Here is a 25028-nt window from a genome sequence, read left to right as displayed (position 1 = left end):
TGAGCGTTCAGCCCATGCCGCCGCGTCGCAACAGCCTCTTGAAGGTCATCCCTCTGGCAAGCGCCGAGGGCACACGTGCAGAGGACCACGGTGCAGATGTGTGGCCGAGCGGCCCTTGGGCAGACAGAGTCGCGGCTTTAGTGCGTGGCCTGGGTATGGGCCGCCGCCAGCGGCTGGACATGGTCACCTCGCCCAGCAGTTTAAGGGTGTGGGAGTCGTAGCCGGGCGACTTGATCGAACCAGTGAAGTCAGGCGCTGCGCGGCTCACGGCAGCCGCTTGGCTGGTCAGCAGCGCGCTGGCGACGATACACAGCGATAGCATCAACGTGGGTAAATGCTGTTTTGGGGGACGCATGAACGGGCTCTCCAACCGGGTCCAAAGGACGGGGACCCAGGGCGCAGGGGCAACCCTGGATCAGGTGGCGAGATTACGGAGAATGCCAGCGGTTCACTGTCACAGGCTGTAACACGAAGGTTACTGGGGGCGCAGTGGCAGGATCAGGGTCAGGCGTGCCCCGCCCAACGGGCTGCGCGCCACAGACAGCTCACCGCGATGCCATTGGGTGGCGCGCCTGGCCAGTGCCAGCCCAAGGCCGAAGCCGCCGGGTTCATCGCCACCCATGGCCAATCGTACAAACGGCTCGAATATCTTTTCGCGGTTTTCAGCGAGTATGCCCGGGCCGTCGTCGTCCACATGCAGCACCAGGTGCTGGTCATCCTGTTGGGCTGCACTGACGCTGACTTGGTCGCGGGCGTAGGTGATGGCGTTGCTCAACAGGTTGCGCACGATCAGATGCAACAAGGCGCGATCGCCGATCAATTGCAGGTCCGCCGGCTCGGTGTCCAGGCTCAGGCGCCGCTGATGCCCGTCGAGCAAGGCAAACTCCTGATGCAACCAGTCACGGATAGGGATGGGCTCATGCTGCAGGTCGGCGGGCGCGCCGGCCATCCGGGCAAAGGCCAGGCTGGCGCGCACCAGGGCTTCAAGCTCTTCCACATCGGTTTGCAGGCGTTCCTGCAAGCGTATGCGCGTGGAGGGGTCGTCGCTTTTGCTCAGCAGGGTCAAGGCGAAGCGCATGCGGGCCAACGGTGTGCGCAATTCATGGGAGACGGCCTGGGAAACCTCTCGGTGGCGTTCGCTCATGGCATTGATGTCTTGGGCATGTTGCTGCAAGGTCTGCAGCACGGGCGCCCATTCCTTGCCCATGGCCGGCAGCATCGCGTTGGGCGTGCGGGCCAGGGTGCCCAGGCAGGCATCAAGGGCCAGCAGATCAGCATTTCGTTGGCGGCGTGCACGCAGACCGAACCACATCCACAGCAACAGCGGCAGGGCGGCCACGCACGCGGTGATCCCATACACCGGGAATTGCAGCAGGTCCTTGACCTCGGCGGTTCCCCACATCGGACCGAATTGGATCAGCGTTTTGTCATCGAATGGGAAATAGGTGATGTCTTCATCGCTGCTCTGTGCCGGTTGCTGGTGTTGCAGCATGATCAGGGCTTCGGGCGGCAGTTCGACCTCGCCCAGGGTGACGAGGCGGATCGGGTACTGGAAGCGCGCGCGCAGTACCTCCATACGGGCTTCACGCTGGTCGGCCGGCAGGGCCTTGAGTTGCTCCGCCACCAGATAGCCCGGCCCGGCCATCAAGCGCAAAAAGCTGTATTCGCCGACAAATACCGAGGCATTGGCGCACAGCCACAGCAAATACAGGGTCAACGCGCCCCAGCCGGTGCCTGCGAGAATCGCCATCCAGGGTCGCACTCTAGAGAACATGCCGGGCCTCTCGCGGTGTTTCGACAAACAGGTAGCCCTGGGCCGTGATGGTCTGGATCGTCACCGGGCACCCCAGGCTCATCAGCTTTTTGCGCAGACGTGACACGCGCATATCCACCGAGCGATTGAGCCCGTCGTACTCCAGGCCGCGCAGGCTTTGCAGGAGTTTTTCCCGGGTCAGCAACACACCGCAGTGGCGGGCGAAGATCGCAAGCAACTCGAACTCGGCCACCGAGAACTGCAAGGGCACCTCGTCGAGCCAGGCGAAATGGCCGTTGAGGTCCAAGCGGAATGTGCCCCATTGGTAAGACGCACGGGGCGCCTGGGGATGGCGACGCAGCAGCGAGCGGATACGCGCCAGCAACAACAGCGGGTCGACCGGCTTGACCACGTAATCGTCCGCACCAACGTTGAACCCCGTCAATTGCTCGGCGTTTTCGTCCAGCGCCGTCATCATCAGGATCAGGCCGGGGTACTGCTCGCGGATCTGTCGGCACAGGGTAAAACCGTCGATGCCGGGTAGCATCACATCCAGGATCAACAACGCCGGTTTTTCGTCAAGAATGCGCTGGGCGGCACGGTCGCCACGGTGCTCAACCGCCACGCTGAAACCTTCGGCGCGCAGGAACTCCGCCGTCAGGGCGGCCAGTGGGCGGTCATCTTCGATCAGCAGCAGGGTGTCGGACATGAAAGGGCGTCGTCGCCGGAGAATGGGCGCAAGTGTTACGCCCTTGCCCCGCAGGAGGCAAGGGCCCACGTGTGGCGATCAGCGGGCGCTGATCGCAGGTTCTGCAACCTTCGGTGCTTTCCAGCCCAGCAACTGCTGTTTGAAACCATAGCTTGCGGCCTGGTAGTAGGTGATGGCGCGCAGGATCAGCGGGTCATCACTGCCCACCCGCAGCTCCTGGCTTTCACCCAGGGCCTGATCGTGGCGACGCAGGCCCTGGCGTGGGCTGAGGATCGCCAGGTCTTTGCCGTCAAACAACCCCAGGTGCTGGTAGTTGCCGACCACCACACGCGGTGGTAGCGGATTGTCTTGCAACAGGTTACGGCCGAAGAAGGTCGATTCGTAGCTCAGGTTGAGCAGGCCGAGCAAGGTGGGCGCCAGGTCGATCTGGCTGGCCAGTTGCGCGGTTTCCCGGGCGTCGACCAGTTTGGGCGCATAGATGAACAGCGGAATCTGGTAGTTGCTGATGGGCAGGTCTTCCTTGCCTGCGCTGCCGGCCGTGTGGTCGGCGACGAACACGAAGATCGTGTTATCGAACCACGGCTTCTGGCGTGCCGCCTCCAGGAATTCGCCGATGGCGTGGTCGGTGTACTTCACCGCGCCGTCGCGGCCGTTGCCGGATTTGATATCGATGCGCCCATCCGGGTAGGTGTAGGGGCGATGGTTGGAGGTGGTCATCAGTTGCAGCAGGAACGGCTGCTGCTTGGCGTAGTCGGCATCGGCCAGCTTCAGGGTTTGTTTGTAGAGGTCTTCGTCGGCCATGCCCCAGGCGTTTTTGAATGAGATCTCCGATTCGGGCACGCTGCTCTGGTCGACGACCCGATAGCCGTTGCCGCTGAAGAACGCATTCATATTGTCGAAGTAACCGCGCCCGCCATAGACGAACACGCTGTCATAGCCGATGGCGGTGAGTTGCTGGCCCAGGCTGGCGAAGCCACTTTCGCGGCCGATGCGTTTGACGATCGAGCGGCCCGGTGTCGGTGGGATCGCCAGGGTGATGGCCTCCAGGCCCCGATCCGTGCGGGTGCCGGTGGCATAGAAGTTATTGAAGTACAGGCTCTGCTTGCGCAGCGCATCCAGGTTGGGCGTGAGGTTGCGCTCGTCGCCGTTGCTGCCCATGTATTTGGCGCTGAAGCTTTCGATGGTCACCAGCACGATATTGGGTGTGCGCGGCGTGCCGGGGTTGTCGATGGCGCGGCGGATATCCAAGGGGTCCTTGTCGATGAAGCGAGCATTGGGCTCACTCAGTTCGGCGCGCAACTGTTTGGCGACGACATCCGCGGGCAGGCTTTTATAGAACTGGGTGTAGTCCAGTTCATTGTTACGGAACGCGGCGAAAAACTGATACGGGCCATTGCTCGCCAGCTCGTTTTTGTAGGCGTTGCCGCCTTGGGCGCGCGGGCTGTCCTGGCTGATCAGTTGCAGGCTGAGGCCGGCAACGATCAAAAGGCCCAGGGCATTGACCAGGCGACCCCGCATTGTCGGCAGCGGTGCATTCATCGCGGCGTTGAACGGTTTGCGCAGGGCCAGGCTCAACACAACGGCGAGCATCGCCAGCAGGCTAAGCAACTTGCCGATCGGGTAGGACTCCAGAACGTTGTTCAACACCTCATCGGAGTACACCAGGTAATCGACGGCGATAAAGTTGAAGCGCACGCCGAATTCATCCCAGAACAACCACTCGGCGACCGAGGTGAACAGCATGGCGAACAGGCTGACGGTCAGCACCGCCTGCAGGAACCAGCGGTGACCGCGACGGCGCCAGAGGGCGGGTGGGCATAGCAGCAGATACAGCCCCAGTGGCAGGGCCGCGTAGGCCAGAAAGCCGAGGTCGTACAGCAGGCCCACGCCAAACACCGGCAGCAGGTTGCCACCGACTTCATCCAGGTGAGTAATGAGCAACACGCTGCGCGTGAGCAGGAACACAACCAGCCAGGCACCGGTGACCAACAGCAAATAGCGCATAGGCGCTGTTTTGAGAAACCCCATGTCCAACTTCCTTATATCGATGGGCGCGATCTTCGCCCTGACACTGTAGTCAGTTTGTGAAGCTATAGTGAAAATCTCGTTCAACTAAAATATCGGTTGAAAACCTTTATCGACGGCCCTTGCGGGTCTATCCCTGAGCCACACTTGGCCTTAAGCTGCGCGAGCCAACACGGCCGTTACCGCGTACGGAGACACTGCCCATGCGAATTCTATTGGTTGAAGACAACCGCGATATTCTGGCCAACCTGGCCGATTACCTGGGGCTCAAGGGCTACACCGTGGACTGTGCGCAGGACGGTTTGTCGGGCCTGCACCTGGCCGCCACCGAGCATTACGACCTGATCGTGCTCGACATCATGCTGCCCGGCATCGATGGCTACACCCTGTGCAAGCGCCTGCGTGAAGATGCCCGCCGCGATACGCCGGTGATCATGCTCACCGCCCGCGACCAACTGGACGATCGGCTACAGGGCTTCAAGTCCGGCGCCGATGACTACCTGCTCAAGCCCTTTGCCCTGTCGGAACTGGCCGCCCGCATCGAAGCCGTGCTGCGCCGTGCCCAGGGCGGCGGTCGCCGCGCCCTGCAGGTGGGTGATCTGAGCTACGACCTCGATACCCTGGAAGTCACCCGCGAAGGGCGCCTGCTCAAGCTCAACCCGGTCGGCCTGAAGCTGCTGGCGGTGTTGATGCAGAAGAGCCCGCACGTGCTGCGCCGAGAAATTCTCGAAGAAGCCCTGTGGGGCGATGACTGCCCGGACAGCGACAGCCTGCGCAGCCACGTTCACCAATTGCGCCAAGTGATCGATAAGCCGTTCGCCAAGCCGTTGCTGCAAACGGTGCACGGTGTGGGTTATCGCCTGGCCGAGGGTCGTGATGGAGTTTAAGCAAAGCCTTGCGCAACGGATCATCATCGCCTTTGCCTTGATGAGTGCGTTGGTGGCGGGGGCCTTCGCCATGGGCATTGTCGCGACGGTGCACCTGGTGGAAGAGAAGTTGATCTCGGCGGGCCTGGGCGGCGACTTGCAACGCCTGCTGCTGATGGACACCGTCGAGGACTGGCGGCACCGGCCCGAGCCAGACCAGCTATTTTATTTCAGCGGCGGCCCCGGCGACTTCGAGTTGCCCAAGGACCTGCGTCACCTTGAGCCCGGTTTCCATGAAGTATTCCGCGAGGCGCTGTCGTACCACGCCATGGTCGAAGTGGTCGATGGGCGGCGCTACGTGCTGTTGCAGGATCAAAGCGATTTCGAAGAGCGCGAGCGCGTGTTGTTCGCCGTGGTGCTGGTGGGCTTTGTGCTCAGCCTGGCGCTGGCGGTGTTCCTTGGTTGGGTACTCGCTCGCAAGGTGATGGCGCCGGTGGTGCGTCTGGCCCGTCAAGTGCGTCACCGCGACCAACTGCTCGGCCTGGCCCCGCCCTTGGCGCCGGATTACGCGGCGGATGAAGTGGGCGAGTTGGCGGTGGCGTTCGACGCCACGCTGGGACGGCTGCGCCAGGCGCTGTCCCGTGAACAGCTGTTTACCAGTGACGTGAGCCATGAACTGCGCACACCGTTGATGGTACTGGCCAGCTCCTGTGAATTGCTGCTGGAAAACCCCGCTATCGATCAGCGCGGGCGCAACCAGGTATTGCGCATTGCTCGGGCCTGCGAAGAAATGCGCGAACTGGTGCAGACCTTCCTGATGCTGGCCCGTGCCCAGCACAACGACGCGGCGATGTCGCCCCAGGTCAGCCTGACGCAGGTGGCGGATGATCTGCTCGGCATCTGGCGTGAGCCCATCGAGCACAAAGGCCTGGAGCTGATCTACCAGCCCGGCAATCCCCTGGATACACGCTATAACACCACCTTCCTGCATGCGGTGATGGGCAACCTGCTGCGCAATGCCCTGCACTACACCGAGCAGGGGTTTATCCGACTCACCCTGGAACCGAGCGGATTTATCGTGGAGGACAGCGGTGTCGGTATCCCCGAGGACAAGCGCGAGGCGATGTTCGAGCCGTTCGTACGCGGCAGCGAGAAGCGCGGTGAGGGCCTGGGGCTGGGGCTGTCGCTGGTGCAGCGTATCTGCGAGAACCAGGGCTGGAGCGTCAGCCTCAGCACCATGGAGCCCAACGGCTGCCGCTTTCATGTGCAATTGAGTCAGGTCAACGCCTGACTCCACCCCCTGCCGCTATCCTGCCAGAGATCCCGGTAATTCGGCGAAGATGGCCCCATGCTATCGCTTGTGTCTGTAAAGTCTTGAAATGTATGGGATTGGACAGGACAAGTTTTTCACAACGGGTTGACCTGTTGATCACAGTGCGCTGCTTAAGGTTGTAGGCATCAGCTACTGGAGATCCGTTGATGTCTGATCCGATCAAGCTCGAATTTTCCGAAAAGTACGACGACGAACACGCTCAGGAATATTTGCTCAAGCATCAGGACAATCTGGCGCGCCGGTTGTCCCACAAACGCGACGAGCAATTGGCCCGTGGTGCGCTGGCGATGGCGGGTGAGCCTGGCCTGGTGCTGGACTTGCCGTGCGGCGCTGGGCGTTTCTGGCCCTTGCTGGCGGAAAAACCCAACCGCGTGATCATCGGTGCCGACAATTCGGCGTCCATGTTGAAGGTGGCGATGGCCGCTCAGCCCGCCGATGTGGTGAAACGGGTACGGCCCTTGCAGACATCTGCCTTTGATATTGATCTGCAAGATAACGCGGTCGACAGCATTTTCTGTATGCGCCTGTTGCACCACATTGGTGACCCGGCACATCGCATGGCCATATTGCGGGAGTTTCAACGCGTTACCCGTGACAGCGTGATTATTTCGTTATGGGTAGACGGCAATTTCAAGGCCTGGAAACGCAAGCGTCTTGAACAGCAACGTCGTGTAAAAGGTGAGCAGGAAGGTTACCAAAACAGGTTTGTGTTACCGGCTGCTACTGTTGAAGCAGAATTTGAGGAAGCCGGTTTTCGTGTTCAGGAATCCCTGGACTTCATACCGCTCTACGCCATGTGGCGAGTGTATGTATTGCGCAAGAGGTAACAGGATGGCAGTTGAGTGCGTAGCAGGCAGTCATGTAGCGCCCGAAGAACGCTTTGATTATTTCTGGCGCCAGCAGGGCGAGTGGGTCGAAGAGCCCAACCGTCGGCGTGGTGGTGAAAGCGGTGTGCAGCGTGTGATCAGCCCCAACGGCCGCTTGCTCTACAGCAAACGCCAGACCGGGCACATCTACCGCAGTTGGCTGCATCCGTTTGGCCGCCCGACGGTGCTGCGCGAGCGCGATGCGATCAAGGGCCTGCGCCTTTTGGACGTGCGTGTGCCGGAAATGGTGTTTTGCGAAGCGCGCCGCGACCCCGAGCACCAATGGAAAGCGCTGTTGGTCACTGCGGCTCTCGACGGTTTCGACGAAATCGAGAACTGGTACGCCGCCGGTGGCCGCGAGCAATACGGCGAACTGGTGCATGAGCGTGTACTCAAGGAACTGGCCGGCACCCTGGCGCGCATGCACAAGGGCCGATGGCAACATGGCTGCCTCTACATCAAGCACATCTTCGTGCGGGTGACGGGCGAGGGTGACTCGGCCAACGTCGAAGTGGCGCTGCTGGATTTCGAGAAATGTCGCCAGCGCCTGACCGCTTATCGGGCCGCCTCCCATGACATGCTGCAATTGCGCCGCCATTCGTCGTGGAACGATACCGACTGGAAGAAACTCAGCTACTTTTACGAGACGGCGTTTGGCAGCGCTATCAAGGGTTTAACCAGATGAAGCTAGAAATAGCACGAGGTCTGTTTTTGGTCGGAGCGCTGGGCATCGCAGCCTTGGCGCTGGCGGCGTGGGAACAGCCTCGCACACAGGTGCTCAGTGCAACGCAGGGTGGCGCGCAATGCCTATTGCCGCGCGTTGCCAAAGCGAGCACGGCGGCCAAGCCTGATCATGAGTTATTGCTGTTCATGTTTGGAATGTCTCAAGGGATGAGGCCACAGAGTTGATGAGTTTAAAACCAAAATGAAAAGGCCTCGCGTTGCGAGGCCTTTTTTTTGGGTTGGCATCCGGCTCGTGGCGGGTGAAAAGCGACGCGAACTCAGATCAGATGCAGATGGTTATCCCAGAGCCCTGCCGGCAATTCCAGCGGTTTTGCAACCAGCTGTTTCTGGCGACAATCGTAGAACCGGCAACGGCCCTGGCCCGACGTCACGACAAACCCATCCTCGACCGCGCCCACGCCGGCACAGTCGGGCAGGGGGCCATCCAGGCGCAGCTCGCCGCTGTCCATGTCCCAGATAAAGAAGCGATTGCCACGCGGCGCGGTCAACGCCACCAGGCGCAATTCGCTGTGTACCGCCACGCTGGCGGTGTAGTGCCCCATCGCCTGCAACTGCTCGTCGGCCACCGGAAACGCCACGAACGGCTGCCCTGGACGCTTGATCGCCAACAACTCGGAGCGCTCCTGGGACGGCCCCATGAACTGTTGCCCGGTGAGGATGGTGCCATCGCTGGCGATCCCCATGTGACGCACGCTGTTCATCTGCTGGCCGAGGGTTTCCTTGCTGATCAAGGTGCCGTCGCGCTGCATCAGCACCAGGCTCGGTTCCATGGCGTTGAGGTTCATCTCCACGCGGCTTTCGGCTTCGGTGCGAATGCCACCGTTAGCCACCACCAGGGTTTCGCCGTCGGGCATCCACGACACCTGGTGCGGGCCGATGCCGTGGGTGGAGATTTCACCGCTGTGCACCAGCCGCTCACCTTCGAACCGGTACACACCGAGCAGGCCACGGCCGGGGTCGGACGTGTCGTTCTCGGTGGCGTACAGCCAGTCGCCACTCTTGTGGATGACCGCGTGGCCATAGAAGTGGCGGTTGACGTGGGAGGTGATGGTTTGCAACAGCGCGCCATCGCGCAGGTCGATCAGGTAACTCTCGGTGCCCGGGCGACGGGCGACAAACAGCGCAATCGGCAGCGTCGGGTGGTTGATGATGTCGTGGCAGCGCTGGCCGACCTGGGTGGCAAACACCGGCTTGCCGTCCAGGCGATAGCCCACGGCGTAGTGCTTGCCGTCTGCATCATCCCGCGCCGAGAGCAGCAGCGGGCCCTTGTCTTTGCTTTTGAACAGCGTCCAGCCGCCCAGTGTGAGTGCACTGAGCAGCACGCTACCAACGGCCAAAGCCTGTCGCCTGAGCATCATCAGTCACCGTCGTTGGCGTTAAAGCCCAGTTGGATGCCCAGCGCCTTGGCCAGTTCGCCTTCATGCAGGCGGTGGACGACGTTGAGGCTGTCGTAGATATCGTTGAGTTGCTGGCGCCCGGCGTCGTCGGCCAGCAGTTCATTGAGGGTGCGCTGGTTACTGGCGAACAGTTTCAACGACGCGGCATAGGCGGCGTCGATCTTGTCGGCCAATGGCTTCTGCTCGGACGGCAGCAGGCCACGCAGGCCTTTGTTGTCGACGCCGACCCACACGGTCTGGGCTGCCGCCAGGCTGGCTTCGAGGCTTTGCAGGGACGACTGGCTGCGCCATGCATCGGCCTGGAACGGCTGCGGGATGCCCTTGGTCTGGCGGCCCATCGGCGTGCCGAGCTTTTTCTTCAGGGTGTCCAGTGCAGTCACCTGCACGCGCAGCAGATCGGCAATGGCTTCGTGGGAGTCGGCGTAGCGCTGGTTGGGGAACTTGGTCATCTGCGCCAGCATGCCGTCGGTGCTGTTCCAGCTGGCCAGGATCTCTTCGGCCAGGGCCTTCTGGCGGTCACCGATGGCGACCAGCAGCGGGCAGTAACGGGCCTTTTGCGCGTCGTCGGCGATATCGGTCTTGGCGTCGTAGAGGATGTATTCGTAGGCGGACAGGCCTTGCACCACCACGCTGGACTTGGCCAGGGCGGCGCCGTCGATCTGCGGTTGGCTGGCGACCAGTTGCTCGACTTGGCGGCCGACCAGGTTCTTCTTGTCCGGCCAGAATTGCACCTGCCACGAACGGTTGCCCTCGGCCAGCGGCCCGATCAGCAGCGGTTGCAACTCGGCCCAGGCCTTCTGTGCATGCAGGAAGTCGGCACGCGCGGTGTCCAGGCTTTCCTTGCCCTGGCAGTAGGCCAGCGCGCTGACGGCCAGTTGGCGGTCGGCTTCGACCCAACGGCTGTAGGTCGGCAGGATCACTTGCTTGGCGATGGCCGCCGAGGTCACCGCTTGCGGGTCTTGCGGCGAGCAGGCGCCGAGGGCTAGGGCGGCCAGGCTGGTGAACAACAACTTGGGACGGAACATGTCGAGCTCCCTTCTGTAAGTGGGGCGAAGCTTATAAAGAATTCAGGAACGCCAGCAACGCAGCGCGCTGCTCGGCATTGAAGGACAACACATGCTGCTGCGCCGCTTGGGCTTCGCCGCCATGCCATAGCACGGCTTCGAGCAGGTTGCGGGCGCGGCCGTCATGCAAGAACTGGGTGTGGCCACTCACGGTTTGCGTCAGGCCGATGCCCCACAACGGCGGCGTGCGCCAGTCGCGGCCACCGGCCTTGAATTCTGTGCGGTTGTCGGCGAGGCCCGCTCCCATGTCATGCAACAGCAGGTCGCTGTAGGGGCGGATCACCTGGTTGGCCAGTTCAGGTTCGGCGGCATTGGCGGCCGTGGTGAATGCTGGCGTGTGGCAACCCTGGCAGCCGGCTTGATAGAACAGGTTTTTACCGGCCAGCACCTGCGGCGTGTTGACGCCACGGCGCGCGGGTACGGCCAGGTTGCGGGTGTAGAACAGCACCAGGCGCAGGATGTTGTCGCTGACTTCCGACTCGCCATCGGGGCCATTACCGTTGGGGGCCTGTTTGCAGGCGACTTGGGCATCGGTGCAGTCATCAAAGGGTCTCAGGGACGTGGTGAGGCCCATATCACCAGAGAACGCGTGAACATTTTGTTGATTGAGGTTGGGCTGCCCGGCTTTCCAGCCAAAACGCCCGAGCACGGTTTTTTGCTGGGCGTCGTCCCAGACCCAATTGGCACGGCCGACGATGGCGCCCTTGGCGGCGGTCTTCGGGTCGGTGTTGCGCAGGATATCGGCGTCGCTGATGGCTTCCAGCAGGCCCAGGCCAATCATCGGCGGGGCGATGCGCGCAGAAAAGCGCGTGTCGGGGTGCATCGGGCCATAGCCAAGCTGGGTGATCTGCAGGTCGGGCTTGCGCAACTCGACCACAGTGCCGTCCTTGAAGGTGACGTTGACCGGCGTGTAGTCGACGCGCACCTTGCCTTCCGGTGGCACGCCCGGCACCGCCATGTCCTGCAATTGCCCGCCGTAGACCGGCTCGGGCACCACGCCAATCTGCTCGATGGCCTTGGCATGGGCGGGCGTATCCGGAATCGACAGGCGTACCAGCATCGACACCGCGTTGGGCGCATCGGGCAGCGGCGGGTGACCACGGCCGTCTTTTATATGGCAGTTCTGGCAAGCATTGGTGTTGAACAGCGGGCCGAGGCCGTCACGCGCCGTGGTGGTAGACGGTGCGATCACCCAGGGGCTGCGAAAGAAGCTGTTGCCGACGCTGAAGTCCAGGCGCCGCGTGGGCGACAGGTTGGCCGAGGGCAGGGAAAACGCGTTCTGGTCGCGCTTGTTCACCGTCGCAGCGCCGCCCGCCCGTGATTCACCCGGATCGGCCTTGGTAAACCTCGGGGCGTCATCGCAGCCAGCCAGGCTCAAGGCCAGCAATGCTGCGGACAGGCGAAAAAGCGAACGGAACATCGAGTTTCCTGAACCACTGCTGAAAATAGGGTCGCAAAGTCTAACAGGGCAGGGCGCAATGAATAAGAGCAATTATCGTTTGGTGGCATCCCGATTCATTCCCGCTAGAATGACCGCACATTTTTTTCTGGAGGTGGCCCATGCAGGCTCTCGACGCTTTGCTCAACCGTGTTTCCGTGCCGCGTCTGCTGGAACCGGCACCGACCCAGGAGCAGCGCGACGTGCTGTTCGCCGCCGCCATGCGTGCGCCCGACCACGGCCAACTGCGGCCTTGGCGTTTCCTCACGGTTGAAGGCACTGCCCGCGAGCAGATGGGCACTTTGTTGGCCGAAGCGGCCCGCCTGCAAGACGCCGATGCGCCGCAAGCGGTGATCGACAAGGCCCAGAACGGCCCGTTGCGCGCGCCGTTGGTGGTGGTGGTGATTGCTCGTTTGCAGGAGCACTTCAAGGTGCCGAAGTCCGAGCAACTGCTGGCTGCTGCCTGTGCGGCTCATGGCATTCTGTTGGCGGCTTATGCCCAGGGGATTGGTGCGGTGTGGCGCACCGGTGAGTTGTCCTATTCGGCCCATGTGGCCAAAGGCCTGGGGCTGACGGCGGATGAGGAGGTGATTGGCTTCCTGTACCTGGGCACGCCGCAGAACCCGCCGCGTACTGCTGCTAAAGAAGACCTGACGCAGTTTGTCAGTGCCTGGACCGGTCTCTAAATCCAAAGTGAACCAACTGTGGGAGGGGCTTGCCCCCGATGGGGGTGTGTCAGCTACAGAGGCGTTCACTGGCACTCTGCTATCGGGGGCAAGCCCCCTCCCACATTGGAACTGTGTTGTTTTTGAGATTGGGTTTACACCCTGAACTGATCCATCAACTTCATCTGCTGGCTGGCCAGTGCATTGAGTTGGCTGCTGATCGCCGCCGACTCGGTGGCCTGGCCGGTGAGGGTTTCGGTCACGGTACGGATCGCCGAGACGTTGCGGTTGACCTCTTCGGCCACGGCGCTCTGTTGTTCGGCGGCGCTGGCGATCTGCAGGTTCATGTCGCTGATCACGGTGACCGCATCGCTGATCTTGCCCAAGGCCTGCACCGCCTGATGGATCTGCCCGGCATTGCTCTGGGCCTGGCTCTGGCTGGAATGCATGGTCGCCACCACGCCACGGGTGCCGCTCTGGATGCGTTCGATCACCAGGCGGATTTCCTCCACCGAATCCTGGGTGCGCTTGGCCAGGTTGCGCACTTCGTCGGCCACCACCGCAAACCCTCGGCCGCTTTCCCCGGCGCGTGCGGCTTCGATGGCGGCATTGAGGGCCAGCAGGTTGGTCTGCTCGGCAATGCTGCGGATCACTTCCAGCACTGAACCAATCTGCTCGCTGTTGACCGCCAGCGCTTCGACTTCGCCCACGGCCTTGCTGACTTCTTCGGCCAGGGTGGTGATGTCGCGGGTGCTCTGCTCGATGATCGACATGCCTTCCCGCGCCGACTGGTCGGCACCGCGTGCCGCGCTGGCGGCATTCGACGCGCTGTTGGCGACGTCGTGGGCGGTGGCGCTCATTTCGTTGGACGCGGTGGCCACCTGGTCGATTTCGCGGAACTGCACCTGCATGCCTTCGCTGGTCTGGCGTGCGATGGCTGAAGACTGGTCTGCGGTGCCACGTGCTTCGGTGATGCTTTGCTTGATCTGGGCGATGGTCGGTTGCAGCTTGTCGAGGAAGCGGTTGAACCAGTTCACCAGTTCGCCGAGTTCATCCTTCTTGGCGTAGGCCAGGCGTTGGGTGAGGTCGCCGTCGCCGCTGGCGATGTCCTTGAGCATGGCGGCCACGCTGTTGATCGGCCGGGTCACGCCGGTGGCGGTCAGCCAGATCAGCAGCAAACCCAGCAGGCCAGCGGCGGCGGCTACCAGCAGGGCCTTGAGGGTGCCGGCTGCCTGAGCGTTGTCAAGTACTCCCTGCAACTTGACGTTATCGGCGAGCATTACCGCTTTTGGCAGCTTGATCACCACGCCCCAGGTTTTGGCGTCGGCAATCGGTTTGACCGGGTACACGGCGCGCATGGTGCCGTCCTGTTCGCGGATCATGCGGTTGTCACTGGCCAGCAGCTGCACGATTTCCTTGCCCTCGGCGCCGAGGGTGTCGACCAGGTTCTTGCCGACTTTGGCGGGTTCGCCGCTATAGGCCGCGATCAGACCGGTGCTGGACAGAATTTCCAGGTGTGCGGCGCCGTTGAACAGGTCTTTCTGTGCGGCATCGGCGGTTGCTTGCAGGGCGGTGAGGGCGATGTCGACACCGACGACGCCGATGAGTTTGCCCTCCACGATCAGCGGCGAGGCGATGGTGGTCATCAATACCTTTTTGCCCGCCACCGTGTCTTCATACGGGTCCAGCAGGCAGGTATTGCGGGTGTCCCGTGGGCAGGTGTACCAGATATTGTAGGGCGTACCGTTGAGGGTGAGGCTGGTCTTGTTCAGGTCTTCTTCGACCATGATGGTGTTCAAGCCCTCACCGCCGGCACGGCTCCAATAGCTGGAGAAGCGCCCTTTTTCGTTGGAGACGCGCGCCTTGTCATCGACGAATTCGCTGTCTTTGCCGTCGAGGCCGTTCGGTTCGAATGACAGCCAGAAACCGAGCACTTTGCTGTTGCGATCGAAGGTGGTTTTCAGGCTCTGGTTGATTTCTTCGCGCAGCGCGCCGGCTTCCAGGCCACGCTTGCTGGCCATGCTGCGCAAGTCCTTGATCTGGTCGGCCAGCGCGGTCAGCGCCATCAGGCTGTCGCCGAAGGTTTTCTGCAACTGGCCCGCTTGCTCGGCGGCCCTGGCTTGCAGCAGTTGTTCCACGCTGGCGGTGAGCATGCGCGAGCTGGAATCGCTGACCAACAGATCATTCTGGCTGGTGTTGTAGATATTGATGCTGACGACCAGCGCTATCACCCCCAGCAGGCAAAGGCCGGACAACAGCACGATTTTCAAGCGGATGGAGAGGGTGTTGAACATAGGCTCACTCGCGAATGGACTTGTTGGAAGGCACGCAGTGCAGGCCAAGTCCATTCAGCGCTATGTCTGAAACATCGGCGTAACAAATTTATTCATGAGCAGCAGGCGATGAGTGGTAGGAAAATGCCTACAGCCAACGTCATACGGGCTGTGCGAGTCGTTCGGGTCGAGACCAGATCCACAGGTTGCCCAGGCTCATTCCGGCAATGGCCAGGTAGATTGGCCAGCCGTGGTCGAGCATCACCAGCATCAGGACGGCGCACAGCAGCATGCTTACGGTGGCGCTGACCTTGGCCCGGCGAGCGATGATCTTGCCGTTGCGCCAGTTGAACAGGATCGGCCCGAACAGCCGGTGGTTCTCCAGCCAGGCGCTGAGGCGTGGCGAGCTTTTGGTGGCGGCCCAGGCGGCCAGCAGGATGAATTCGGTGGTGGGCAAACCCGGCACGACAATCGCGATCAACCCAATGCCCAGGCTGACATAGGCCAGCAGGCCGAAGAGGATCCGGGCGATTTTCGAGGTGGAAGGGGTTTTGCGGGTCATGGTTTATTTGTAGCGTCGCGAAGTGAGCGCCAACTGTGGGAGGGGGCTTGCCCCCTCCCACAGTTGATGGCATTTCAATCTGGATGTCAGGCCAATTCAGGGGCGCTAGCGTACGCCTGTTCGAGCAACACGGTGAAGCGCACAAACGCGTCGATTGCGCCTTTTTCCACGGCGGCTTCTTCTTCGGCGCTGAATTCCAGGGCGTCGAGGGTGCGGGTGAAGCTTTTCCAGCCCTCGGCACGACCACCCGCCGGCTCACCCAGGTGACGGGCACCGAAGGTTTCGCTCAGGCCCAGGCCCACGGCACGCTTGATCAGGAACGCAGCGCCCAGCTTGGAGCCTTCGGACACAAACAGCCAACCCAGGGCTTCGGCCTTGCTCGGGTTTTTCACCGCGCCGGCAACCGGTGCAGGTACGTCGGTGTCGAGGTCGCCCAAGTCAAGTTTGGCGGCTTCGGCACGGCAACGCTCGGCCAGGTCCGGCACGATCTTGATCAGTTCGGCATCGTTGTACAGGGCTACCAGTTCCGATTGGAACAGGTACTGCGCCACCACGAAACGGGCGAAGTTGGCCTGGGTTTCAAACGGGGCGTGGGCCTTGACCAGTGCGTCCAGCTTGGTGTGCGGCTCGTTGGTGATCTGGTTCAGGCGTTGGGAGCGCAGGCTTGCGCGTTCTGCGGTAGGGGAAGCGGTCATGAAAAAGTCCTTGAGAAGGGATACGCCTTAGTGCCCGAAAGAGAGCTGTTATCAACTAGACGAACAAGAAGACGCGGCACAGTAAAAAATCCTCACCCCGTCGATGAAATTTCGACGAGGTGAGTAGGGCGTTGCTAGATGTCCCAGATCACGTTGATCGCAAAGTTGCGGCCGGGCTGGGTCAGGCGGTCGAGGTTGGCCGGGCCGGTCACAGCGGCTTCACCGACGCTGTCGTAGCTGCGCACGTCATCCCAGTTCCAGTACTTCTTGTCGGTGAGGTTGTAGAGGCCGCCGTTGATGGTCACGTCCTGAGTGACTTTGTAGAAGGCCGTCAGGTCGACCACACCGAAGCCAGGGGTCTTGAAGGGGCCGCTGGTGTCGCCGTCCGGCGCGTGGAAGGTCGTGCTGTCGACGCGATCCTGCTTTTTCACCAAGGTCCAGCTCAACAGGCCACCGTAGTTGTCCTGGTCATAGCCCAGGCCGAAGACGCCCTTGAGCGGGTTGACGCTGTTCAACGGCTCGCCATTATCGTCGTTGCGGCCGTAGGCATAGGACACCGAGCCCTGGGTGTAGAGGCCTTGCGGCGCGCCGAAGGCATCCAGGTTCAGGCGGCCCTTGGCTTCGGCGCCCTTGATGGTGGCGCGCTTGATGTTGATGGCCTGGAACTGTTCAAGGCTGCCGCCGGCAACGGCATTGTCTTCGTCGATAAAGTCGCGGTATTTGTTGTAAAACACGGCGATCTCGAAGGAGCCTTCGTCGAACTTGCCGCGAATCCCGGTTTCGACGCCTTTGCTGGTTTCTGGCTTGAGGTCGGGGTTCGGCTCGACGGTGTAGCCCAGGTTCAGGTTTTCAAAGCGGCCGTACAAGGCCTTGGCGGACGGCGTACGGAAACCTTCGGCGTATTGGCCGAACCAGGTGTATTGGTCCGTCAGGGCGTAAGTCAGGCCAAACTTGGGTGTCACACGGTGCCAGGTTTTTTCCTTGTCGCTCACCGGGTCCGCGCCTGTCGGGTTGACGGTGTTGAGGAACTCCTGGGTCAGCTTGGGTTTGAGCTGGGTATAGTCGTAGCGCACGGCGGGCAGGAAGGTCCACTTGTCCCAGGTGATCTGGTCCTGTGCGAACAGCGAATACGTGTGGATGGTCGGATCGGGGAAGTCGCTGGACTTCTTCACGCTGTCGCTGGCAATTGGGCTGGGTGCACCGATGGCGGTGCATCCACTGCCCACGGCCACGCAGGTCGCGCTGCCCTCGCGCGAACCGGTGACTTTTTGCTGCTTGAGTGTGGTGCCGTAGGTCACTTGGTGGTCGGTTTCACCGAGGCTGAATGCTTTGTCCAGCTGGGCGTCGAAAATCCACTGTTTTTCCTGGTAGAGCGTGTCGCGGGTGCGCAGGACGCGACGGCCTGACTGATAGATCTCGGCGGTGGTCTGGTCGGTCTTGGCGATCTGGTAGTTGAGGCTGGTCTTGATGCGGTCGGCAATCGGCGACTCGAGGGCGAAGCTGTTTTCCAGGCCGAAACGTTCACGGGTAATGGTGTCGTTGCCACGACGGTCACGGTAGAGGTTGAAGCCTCGGCCGCCGATGAACGGGCCGCCTACCGCGTTCTTCAGGTTGACGTCGCGATCATCCTTGTACTTCTCGTAGGTCAGGCCCAGGCGGTTGTCATCGCCATAGTTCCAGCCGAGCTTGGCCAGGATGTTGGTGGTGCGCGCGTCCTCGGGGTTGGCGCCGGTGCGGGCCAGGCCGGTGGCGTTGTTGCCGTCGTAGGACTCGGTCTCGTGGCCATTGCGCTGGCTCAGGTGCAGCAAGCCATCGAAGTCCTGCACGCGGCCGGCGACGGTGCCGGAGGTCAGCCAGCTTTCGTCGGCGGAGCTGTAGCCGGTCTTGAGGCGGGCGCCGACATCCTGGCCGGGCTTGATGATGTCGTCCGGGTCGAGGGTGAAATAACTCACGGCGCCGCCGATGGCGCTGCTGCCATACAGGGCGGAGGCCGGGCCGCGCAGGATCTCTACGCGCTTGACGATTTCCGGGTCGACGTAGTTGCGGCGGGTCTTGGCGTAGGGGCCGTTGAAGAAGTTGTCCGGCACTTCCACGCCGTCCACCTGGGTGAGGATGCGGTCGCCGTCGATACCGCGGATGTTGAAGCCGGCGTTACCGGAGCGGGTGCCCGCGCCGCCGACCGAGACACCGGGCTCGTAGCGCACCAGTTCGCGGATGTTGTTGACGTTCTGGCGGTCCAGTTCTTCGCGATCCTGCACGCTGACGGTGCTCGGTACGCTGTTTACATCCTGCTCGTTGCGGGTAGCGCTGATGGTCACTTGTTGCAGGTTGAGGGTGCTGCCCGCCGTGCGCTTTTCCAGGACGATGTTGTTGCTGCCCAGCTTGCGGTAGCTCAGGTTGGTCCCCACCAACAGCCGGTCCAGGGCTTTTTCCGGCGGCAACGGGCCGCGTACGCCAGGGGATGACACACCCTGGGCCAGTTCCGCCGGCAGGCCGACTTGCCAGCCGGTCACGGCGGTAAAGGCGTTGAGCGCGGAGACCAGCGATTGCTGCTCGATGCTGAAGTTGTAGTTGCCTTGGCTGCGTGGGGCAGGTTCGGCGGCGGTGGCGGTCATCATTGGCGCACCGGCCAGCAGGATGGCGGCCGTCAGCAAGGACAGAACGGGCGAAGAGGACCGGCGGTTGAAACAAGAGGACATCGAGAGCGCTCCGGGGTACGAATCTTATAGTTGCGAACTGAACCAAATAGGAATCAGTTGCATTGGCTAAGACGAGACGTACCACCGTCGACTATCGAGTAAAAATAATTCTCATTTAGTTCAGGATCACCAGTGCCGGGTATTCCGATAGCCTGGCCGAGGTGATGTGGGCCAGGGAGCGCACCACGTCCAGGGGCTGGTCCAGGCGGTAATTGCCGGTGACGGCGACGCTGGCGAGTTGGTCGTTGGTGTTGACGATCCAGCCGGGGTAATAGCGGCGCAGTTCGGCAAGGACTTCGCTCATCGGGCAGTTTTCGAAGATCAGCCGACCTTGCACCCAGGCCAGGTCCTTGTTGGCGTCCAGTTTGGCGGGCGCACCGAAACCCTTGGGGCCGATACGGATGCTTTCACCGGCGCTCAGGCGCACGCGGGCATCGTCGAAGGTATTGCTCAGGTCGACATCGCCACGCTGCACTTGCACCTGTGCTTCGCCATTGAGGTAGCGCACGGCGAAGGCTGTATCGCGCACGCTGGCACGTACGGGGCCGGCGTCGATTTCCAGGGGCAGGCCATGGTTGGGCTTGATTTCGAAAAACGCCTCGCCCTGGTACAGGCGGGCGATGCGCTGGTGGTCCTTGATGCTGCTGGAAAGCGCCGAGTTGGTGTTGAGCAACACCTTTGAACCATCGTCCAGTTGCAGGCGCTGGCGTTCACCCACCACGGTGAGGTGATCGGCTTGCAGGCGCACCGGCAGGTTGCTGAAGCTGAACAGGCCGATCAGCAACACGGCGGCGGTGGCCAACGGTTTCCAATGGGGCTTGATCCGCCGCCAGGCGCTGGGCTTGCGCGGTGCTGCCAGGGCCACGGCGGCGCTGTGCACTGGCGCGCCACCCCAGGCAGCCTGGGCCTTGGCGAAGGCGTGGACGTGGGCGGGATCGCTGGCCAGCCAGGTTTCGAATTCGGCCTGCTGCCCGGGCTGCGGGCACTGCAAGGCGATCAGCCAGTCGAGGGCTTGGTCCATAGCCGTGTCTTGCAACACCTCATGAGCCACATCATGGGGGCGCAGTTTGTTCGGGTCCGTCACGGTGTTCCTCGGGTCTTCGCCACGTTCTATTCAACTTTCCTACAGCTTGGGTCGACGTTTCTGTCGGGTGAAGCTTAAGGCCGATCCAGCCGTTCGGCCACACCTACACAGATGGCCATGATCAACTTCAGTTCCTTTTGCACGGTGCTCAAGGACACTTCCAACTGATCGGCAATCTCCTGGTAACTGCAACCGTGCAGGCGGCTGAGGATGAAGATCTGCTGCTGGCGGGCGCTCAACTGGCCCAGGCTGACGCTCAGGGCCTCAAGCATTTGCTCGGCCTGGGTGGCATCTTCGGGTGTGCTGATGGGGGCGGCGACACTTTGCAGGACGTCCAGCGGGACATCTTCCTGCAACGTACGGGCCTGGATCCTGCGCGCACGCAGATGATCCAGCGCCAGGTTGCGCGCGGTCTGATAGACGAAGGGTTCAAGGTGATCGATCGGCCGCTCGCTGAGGGCCCGGGTGACGCGCAGGTAGGTTTCCTGCAACAGGTCCTCGGCGGTGCTGTGGTTATTCACCATCCGCTGCAAGGTGCGAAGCAGAACCACCCGTTGGGTGAGAAAGACGTGGTTGAAGCGAGATTGGCTCACAGTGCTACCAGACCGATTTGCAGTTAATGATAATGCTTATCATCAACTCAAATGGCAAGCGGCTATTTTCCTTATGCGCGACACAAACCAATGTGGGAGGGGGCTTGCCCCCGATGGCAGTGGATCAGTCATACATAAGTTGACTGGCCCACCGCTATCGGGGGCAAGCCCCCTCCCACACAAGCCCGCCGCAAAGCGGATTTATTCGGCGTTGCACAACGCCAAGCAGTTATCCAGCATACGGTTGGAGAAACCCCATTCGTTGTCGTACCAGGCCAGCACTTTCAGCAATTTACCGCTGACTTTGGTGTGATTCGCATCGAAGATCGACGACAGTGGGTTGTGGTTGAAGTCACTGGAAACCAGCGGCAGGGTGTTGTAGCCCAGGATCTTCGAGTGCTGGCTTGCTTCTTTGAGCAGCGCGTTGACTTCTTGCGCCGTGGCTTCTTTCTTCAGTTGTACGGTGAGGTCCACCAGCGACACGTTGATCACTGGCACCCGCACCGCCATGCCGGTCAGCTTGCCCGCCAGTTCCGGCAGCACCAGGCCTACCGCTTCGGCGGCGCCGGTCTTGCTCGGGATCATGTTCTGGGTGGCCGAACGCGCGCGGTACGGGTCGGTGTGGTAGACGTCGGTCAGGTTCTGGTCATTGGTGTAGGCGTGGATGGTGGTCATCAGGCCGCTTTCGATACCCAGCTCGCGGTGCAGCACTTGAGCCACAGGCGCCAGGCAGTTGGTGGTGCACGAGGCGTTAGAGATGATCTGGTGGGATTGACGCAGAATGTCATGGTTGACGCCGTAGACCACGGTGGCGTCCGCGCCCTTGGCCGGTGCCGAGATGATCACCTTGCGTGCGCCGGCGGTAATATGGGCGGCAGCCTTGTCACGGTCGGTGAACAGGCCGGTGCATTCGAACACCACGTCGATCTTGTGCGCAGCCCAGGGCAGGTCGGCCGGGTTGCGGATGGCACTGACGGCAATCCGGTCACCATTGACGGTCAGGCTTTCCTGATCGTGGGCGACCTCTGCTTCGAAAGTGCCATGTACGGTGTCGTATTTGAGCAGGTGGGCATTGATCGAACTGTCGCCCAGATCATTGATGGCGACGATCTGCAAATCCTGGCGGTAGCCTTGGGTATACAGTGCGCGCAGGACATTACGGCCGATACGGCCAAAACCATTGATTGCGATACGAAGAGTCATTGGAAAGTGCCTGTCGTCGATTTGTTGTAAGAATTACAAGATTATTCGCATAAAAATAGAAAACAAGCCTTTTTAGTGGCAATATTTTGTTCAATCTACAACGAGTGACCTGAATCAACTGGTCCGATGATCCAAACGACTCCCTGCCATCCCATGCGCTGCGGGCGTTTGATCAGCATAGACACTCAGGTCGCCACATCCGTTAGCCTGGAGTTCTACACATGCATCCCCGCGTTCTTGAGGTCACCGAACGGCTTATCGCCCGCAGCCGCGCCACCCGCGAGGCTTACCTTGCGCTCATTCGCGGCGCAGCCAGCGACGGTCCGATGCGCGGCAAGCTGCAATGCGCCAACTTTGCCCACGGCGTGGCCGGTTGCGGCACTGAAGATAAAAATAGCCTGCGCATGATGAATGCCGCCAACGTGGCAATTGTTTCGTCATATAACGACATGCTCTCGGCGCACCAGCCGTACGAACATTTCCCTGAACAGATCAAGAAAGCCCTGCGCGAAGTCGGCTCGGTCGGCCAGTTCGCCGGCGGCACGCCCGCGATGTGCGACGGCGTGACCCAGGGCGAGCCCGGCATGGAGCTGAGCCTGCTCAGCCGTGAAGTCATTGCCATGTCCACGGCGGTAGCGCTGTCCCACAACATGTTCGACGCGGCCTTGATGCTGGGCATCTGCGACAAGATCGTCCCCGGCCTGATGATGGGCGCGCTGCGCTACGGTCACCTGCCGATGATCTTCGTACCGGGCGGGCCGATGCCGTCGGGCATTTCCAACAAGCAGAAAGCCGATGTGCGCCAGCGCTACGCTGAAGGTAAGGCCACCCGCGAAGAGCTGCTGGAATCGGAGATGAAGTCCTATCACAGCCCCGGCACCTGCACCTTCTACGGCACCGCCAATACCAACCAGTTGTTGATGGAAGTGATGGGCCTGCACCTGCCGGGCGCCTCGTTCGTCAACCCGTACACACCGCTGCGTGACGCGCTGACCCGCGAAGCCGCGCACCAGGTCACGCGCCTGACCAAGGCCAACGGCAACTTCATGCCGATCGGCGAGATCGTCGACGAAAAGTCCATCGTCAACTCCATCATCGCGCTCAACGCCACCGGCGGCTCTACCAACCACACCCTGCACATGCCGGCCATCGCCATGTCGGCGGGCATCATCCTCACCTGGGACGACATGGCCGACCTTTCCGAGGTGGTGCCGACCCTTTCCCACGTGTATCCGAACGGCAAGGCCGACATCAACCACTTCCAGGCGGCGGGCGGCATGTCGTTCCTGATCCGTGAACTGCTCGAAGCCGGCCTGCTCCACGAAGACGTCAACACCGTGGCCGGCAAGGGCCTGAGCCGCTACACCCAGGAGCCGTTCCTGGTCGACGGTGAGCTGATCTGGCGCGACGGCCCGATCGAGAGCCTCGACGAAAGCATCCTGCGCCCCGTGGCCCGTGCGTTCTCGCCCGAGGGCGGCTTGCGCGTGATGGAGGGCAACCTGGGGCGTGGCGTGATGAAAGTCTCGGCCGTGGCCCTTGAACACCAGATTGTCGAAGCACCTGCCGTGGTGTTCCAGGATCAGCAGGACCTGGCCGACGCGTTCAAGGCCGGCCAGTTGGAAAAAGACTTCGTCGCGGTGATGCGCTTCCAGGGCCCGCGCTCCAATGGCATGCCCGAATTGCACAAGATGACGCCGTTCCTCGGTGTGTTGCAGGACCGTGGCTTCAAGGTCGCGCTGGTAACAGACGGGCGTATGTCGGGCGCGTCGGGTAAGATCCCCGCCGCGATTCACGTCAACCCCGAAGCCCAGAGCGGCGGACCACTGGCGCGGGTGCGCGATGGCGATATCATTCGCGTGGATGGCGTGAAGGGCACCCTGGAGCTTAAGGTGGACGCCGAAGAATTTGCAGCGCGCGCGCCTGCCACGGGCCTGTTGGGCAATAACGTGGGTGCCGGTCGCGAGCTGTTTGCATTTATGCGCTTGGCCGCAAGCTCCGCAGAGCAGGGCGCCAGCGCCTTTACCTGTGCCTTGGAGACGCTTAAGTGAAGCTTGCGCTGGTCGGTGACATCGGGGGCACCAATGCCCGTTTTGCGTTGTGGCGGGATCAGGAACTGCATTCGATCCGTGTGCATGCCACGGCGGATCACAAGAGTCCTGAAGAGGCGATCAAGGTCTACCTCAAAGAGGAAGGCCTGGAAATCGGGGACATCGGCGCGGTGTGTCTTTCTGTCGCTGGCCCGGTGAGCGGAGATGAATTTAAATTCACCAACAATCACTGGCGCCTGAGCAAGACTGCGTTTTGCAAGGCGTTGCAGGTGGACGAACTGCTGCTGGTCAATGACTTCTCGGCCATGGCCCTGGGCATGACCCGCCTCAGGCCCGACGAATTCCGCGTGGTCTGCGAAGGCACGCCGGAGCCGTTGCGGCCTGCGGTGGTGATCGGTCCGGGCACTGGCCTGGGTGTCGGTACATTGCTGGACTTGGGCGGTGGCCGCTTTGCGGCGCTGCCGGGGGAAGGCGGGCATGTCGACCTGCCGCTGAGCAGCCCACGGGAAACCCAACTGTGGCAGCACATCTACACCGAGATCGGGCATGTCAGCGCTGAAACCGCTTTGAGCGGTGGTGGGTTGCCACGTCTGTACCGGGCGATCTGTGCAGTCGACGGCCATGCGCCGGTACTGGAAACGCCCGAAGCCATCACGGCCGCCGGTCTGGCCGGTGACCCGGTGGCGATGGAGGTGTTGGACCAGTTCAGCATCTGGCTGGGCCGCGTCGCCGGTAACAATGTGCTGACCACCGGTGGACGCGGTGGTGTGTACATCGTGGGCGGGGTGATACCGAGGTTTGCCGACTTCTTTATCCACAGCGGTTTTGCCAGGAGCTTTGCTGACAAAGGCTGCATGAGCGACTACTTCAAGGGTATTCCGGTGTGGTTGGTGACCGCGCCGTATTCCGGGTTGACCGGGGCTGGCGTCGCGTTGGAACAGGCTTTTGCATAGGGACTGATGGCCCTATCGGGGGCAAGCCCCCTCCCACATTGGGAACGCATTCCAATGT

22 protein-coding genes are annotated in these 25028 nt (G+C 61.8%); 8 read left to right on the top strand and 14 right to left on the bottom strand.

Going from position 1 to position 25028, the window contains the following annotated elements:
• Window positions 1–7: 7 nt before the first annotated feature.
• From M2497_RS25745 to M2497_RS25730, 4 genes are all read right to left on the bottom strand, one after another.
• Window positions 8–355 carry a hypothetical protein gene (locus M2497_RS25745; protein ID WP_248484113.1) on the bottom strand — a complete coding sequence of 116 codons (348 nt, stop codon included), beginning with the start codon at window positions 353–355 and terminating at the stop codon, window positions 8–10.
• A gap of 120 nt (window positions 356–475) precedes the next feature.
• The gene (locus M2497_RS25740; RefSeq protein WP_248484111.1) at window positions 476–1774 is read right to left on the bottom strand and encodes an ATP-binding protein; all 1299 of its coding nucleotides are present in this window, start codon (window positions 1772–1774) and stop codon (window positions 476–478) included.
• Entirely contained in the window at window positions 1764–2462 is a 699-nt protein-coding gene (locus tag M2497_RS25735) for a response regulator transcription factor (RefSeq protein ID WP_248484109.1), read from the bottom strand. The genes M2497_RS25740 and M2497_RS25735 overlap by 11 nt, the downstream gene beginning before the upstream one ends.
• Window positions 2463–2540: 78 nt before the next feature.
• On the bottom strand, window positions 2541–4490 hold the full coding sequence (locus M2497_RS25730) for an LTA synthase family protein (RefSeq protein ID WP_248484107.1): 1950 nt from the start codon (window positions 4488–4490) through the stop codon (window positions 2541–2543).
• Between the two features lie 200 nt (window positions 4491–4690).
• Here M2497_RS25730 and colR point away from each other — a divergent pair, with 200 nt between their 5' ends.
• From colR to M2497_RS25705, 5 genes are all read left to right on the top strand, one after another.
• On the top strand, window positions 4691–5374 hold the full coding sequence (colR, locus tag M2497_RS25725) for a two-component system response regulator ColR (protein WP_003175870.1): 684 nt from the start codon (window positions 4691–4693) through the stop codon (window positions 5372–5374).
• The gene (locus M2497_RS25720; RefSeq protein ID WP_179028699.1) at window positions 5364–6644 is read left to right on the top strand and encodes a HAMP domain-containing sensor histidine kinase; all 1281 of its coding nucleotides are present in this window, start codon (window positions 5364–5366) and stop codon (window positions 6642–6644) included. The genes colR and M2497_RS25720 overlap by 11 nt, the downstream gene beginning before the upstream one ends.
• Before the next feature lie 188 nt (window positions 6645–6832).
• Window positions 6833–7513 (top strand): class I SAM-dependent methyltransferase, encoded by a 681-nt coding sequence (locus M2497_RS25715; protein WP_248484105.1) that lies wholly within the window; start codon window positions 6833–6835, stop codon window positions 7511–7513.
• 4 nt (window positions 7514–7517) lie between these two features.
• Entirely contained in the window at window positions 7518–8237 is a 720-nt protein-coding gene (locus M2497_RS25710) for a lipopolysaccharide kinase InaA family protein (RefSeq protein ID WP_248484103.1), read from the top strand.
• On the top strand, window positions 8234–8461 hold the full coding sequence (locus M2497_RS25705) for a hypothetical protein (protein ID WP_058426797.1): 228 nt from the start codon (window positions 8234–8236) through the stop codon (window positions 8459–8461). Before M2497_RS25710 ends, M2497_RS25705 begins: the two co-directional genes overlap by 4 nt.
• 92 nt (window positions 8462–8553) lie before the next feature.
• On the opposite strand, the gene M2497_RS25700 is transcribed toward M2497_RS25705, so the two are convergent.
• The 3 genes from M2497_RS25700 to M2497_RS25690 are packed head-to-tail and all read right to left on the bottom strand — an operon-like array spanning window position 8554 to window position 12177.
• On the bottom strand, window positions 8554–9651 hold the full coding sequence (locus tag M2497_RS25700; RefSeq protein WP_248488257.1) for a DUF1513 domain-containing protein: 1098 nt from the start codon (window positions 9649–9651) through the stop codon (window positions 8554–8556).
• A 2-nt stretch (window positions 9652–9653) separates the two neighbouring features.
• Window positions 9654–10718 (bottom strand): imelysin family protein, encoded by a 1065-nt coding sequence (locus tag M2497_RS25695; protein WP_016975505.1) that lies wholly within the window; start codon window positions 10716–10718, stop codon window positions 9654–9656.
• Between the two features lie 31 nt (window positions 10719–10749).
• The gene (locus tag M2497_RS25690; protein WP_248484101.1) at window positions 10750–12177 is read right to left on the bottom strand and encodes a di-heme oxidoredictase family protein; all 1428 of its coding nucleotides are present in this window, start codon (window positions 12175–12177) and stop codon (window positions 10750–10752) included.
• 140 nt (window positions 12178–12317) lie between these two features.
• Here M2497_RS25690 and M2497_RS25685 point away from each other — a divergent pair, with 140 nt between their 5' ends.
• A complete protein-coding gene (locus M2497_RS25685; RefSeq protein ID WP_071496494.1) occupies window positions 12318–12881 on the top strand; it encodes an NAD(P)H nitroreductase in 564 nt (187 codons plus the stop codon).
• A gap of 134 nt (window positions 12882–13015) precedes the next feature.
• Here the strand turns inward: M2497_RS25685 and M2497_RS25680 are convergent, their stop codons facing one another.
• The 7 genes from M2497_RS25680 to gap all read right to left on the bottom strand — a co-directional run bounded on the left by M2497_RS25680 (window position 13016) and on the right by gap (window position 21969).
• Entirely contained in the window at window positions 13016–15154 is a 2139-nt protein-coding gene (locus M2497_RS25680) for a methyl-accepting chemotaxis protein (protein ID WP_248484099.1), read from the bottom strand.
• Window positions 15155–15293: 139 nt separating this feature from the next.
• Window positions 15294–15695 (bottom strand): YbaN family protein, encoded by a 402-nt coding sequence (locus tag M2497_RS25675; protein ID WP_248484097.1) that lies wholly within the window; start codon window positions 15693–15695, stop codon window positions 15294–15296.
• Between the two features lie 86 nt (window positions 15696–15781).
• Window positions 15782–16390, bottom strand: a complete 609-nt coding sequence (locus tag M2497_RS25670; protein WP_248484095.1) for a biliverdin-producing heme oxygenase — start codon at window positions 16388–16390, stop codon at window positions 15782–15784.
• Between the two features lie 134 nt (window positions 16391–16524).
• Entirely contained in the window at window positions 16525–19089 is a 2565-nt protein-coding gene (locus M2497_RS25665; protein ID WP_248484093.1) for a TonB-dependent receptor, read from the bottom strand.
• A gap of 115 nt (window positions 19090–19204) precedes the next feature.
• Complete coding sequence (locus M2497_RS25660) at window positions 19205–20173, bottom strand: FecR domain-containing protein (RefSeq protein WP_248484091.1); 969 nt, start codon at window positions 20171–20173, stop codon at window positions 19205–19207.
• 74 nt (window positions 20174–20247) lie between these two features.
• Entirely contained in the window at window positions 20248–20766 is a 519-nt protein-coding gene (locus tag M2497_RS25655) for a sigma-70 family RNA polymerase sigma factor (RefSeq protein ID WP_033898538.1), read from the bottom strand.
• A gap of 201 nt (window positions 20767–20967) precedes the next feature.
• Window positions 20968–21969: a type I glyceraldehyde-3-phosphate dehydrogenase gene (gap, locus tag M2497_RS25650; protein ID WP_058426789.1), complete on the bottom strand. Its 1002-nt coding sequence runs from the start codon at window positions 21967–21969 to the stop codon at window positions 20968–20970.
• A gap of 221 nt (window positions 21970–22190) precedes the next feature.
• On the opposite strand from gap, the gene edd reads away from it, so the two are divergent.
• The gene (gene edd, locus M2497_RS25645; RefSeq protein ID WP_248484089.1) at window positions 22191–24017 is read left to right on the top strand and encodes a phosphogluconate dehydratase; all 1827 of its coding nucleotides are present in this window, start codon (window positions 22191–22193) and stop codon (window positions 24015–24017) included.
• On the top strand, window positions 24014–24970 hold the full coding sequence (locus tag M2497_RS25640; RefSeq protein ID WP_248484087.1) for a glucokinase: 957 nt from the start codon (window positions 24014–24016) through the stop codon (window positions 24968–24970). The genes edd and M2497_RS25640 overlap by 4 nt, the downstream gene beginning before the upstream one ends.
• Window positions 24971–25028 lie beyond the last annotated feature (58 nt).

Origin of the sequence: Pseudomonas sp. CYM-20-01 (assembly GCF_023169845.1) — a bacterium.
Taxonomy (GTDB): domain Bacteria; phylum Pseudomonadota; class Gammaproteobacteria; order Pseudomonadales; family Pseudomonadaceae; genus Aquipseudomonas; species Aquipseudomonas azotoformans.
The sequence above is the reverse complement of the archived record's forward strand: the minus strand, read 5'-3'. Positions and strand labels throughout refer to the sequence as shown.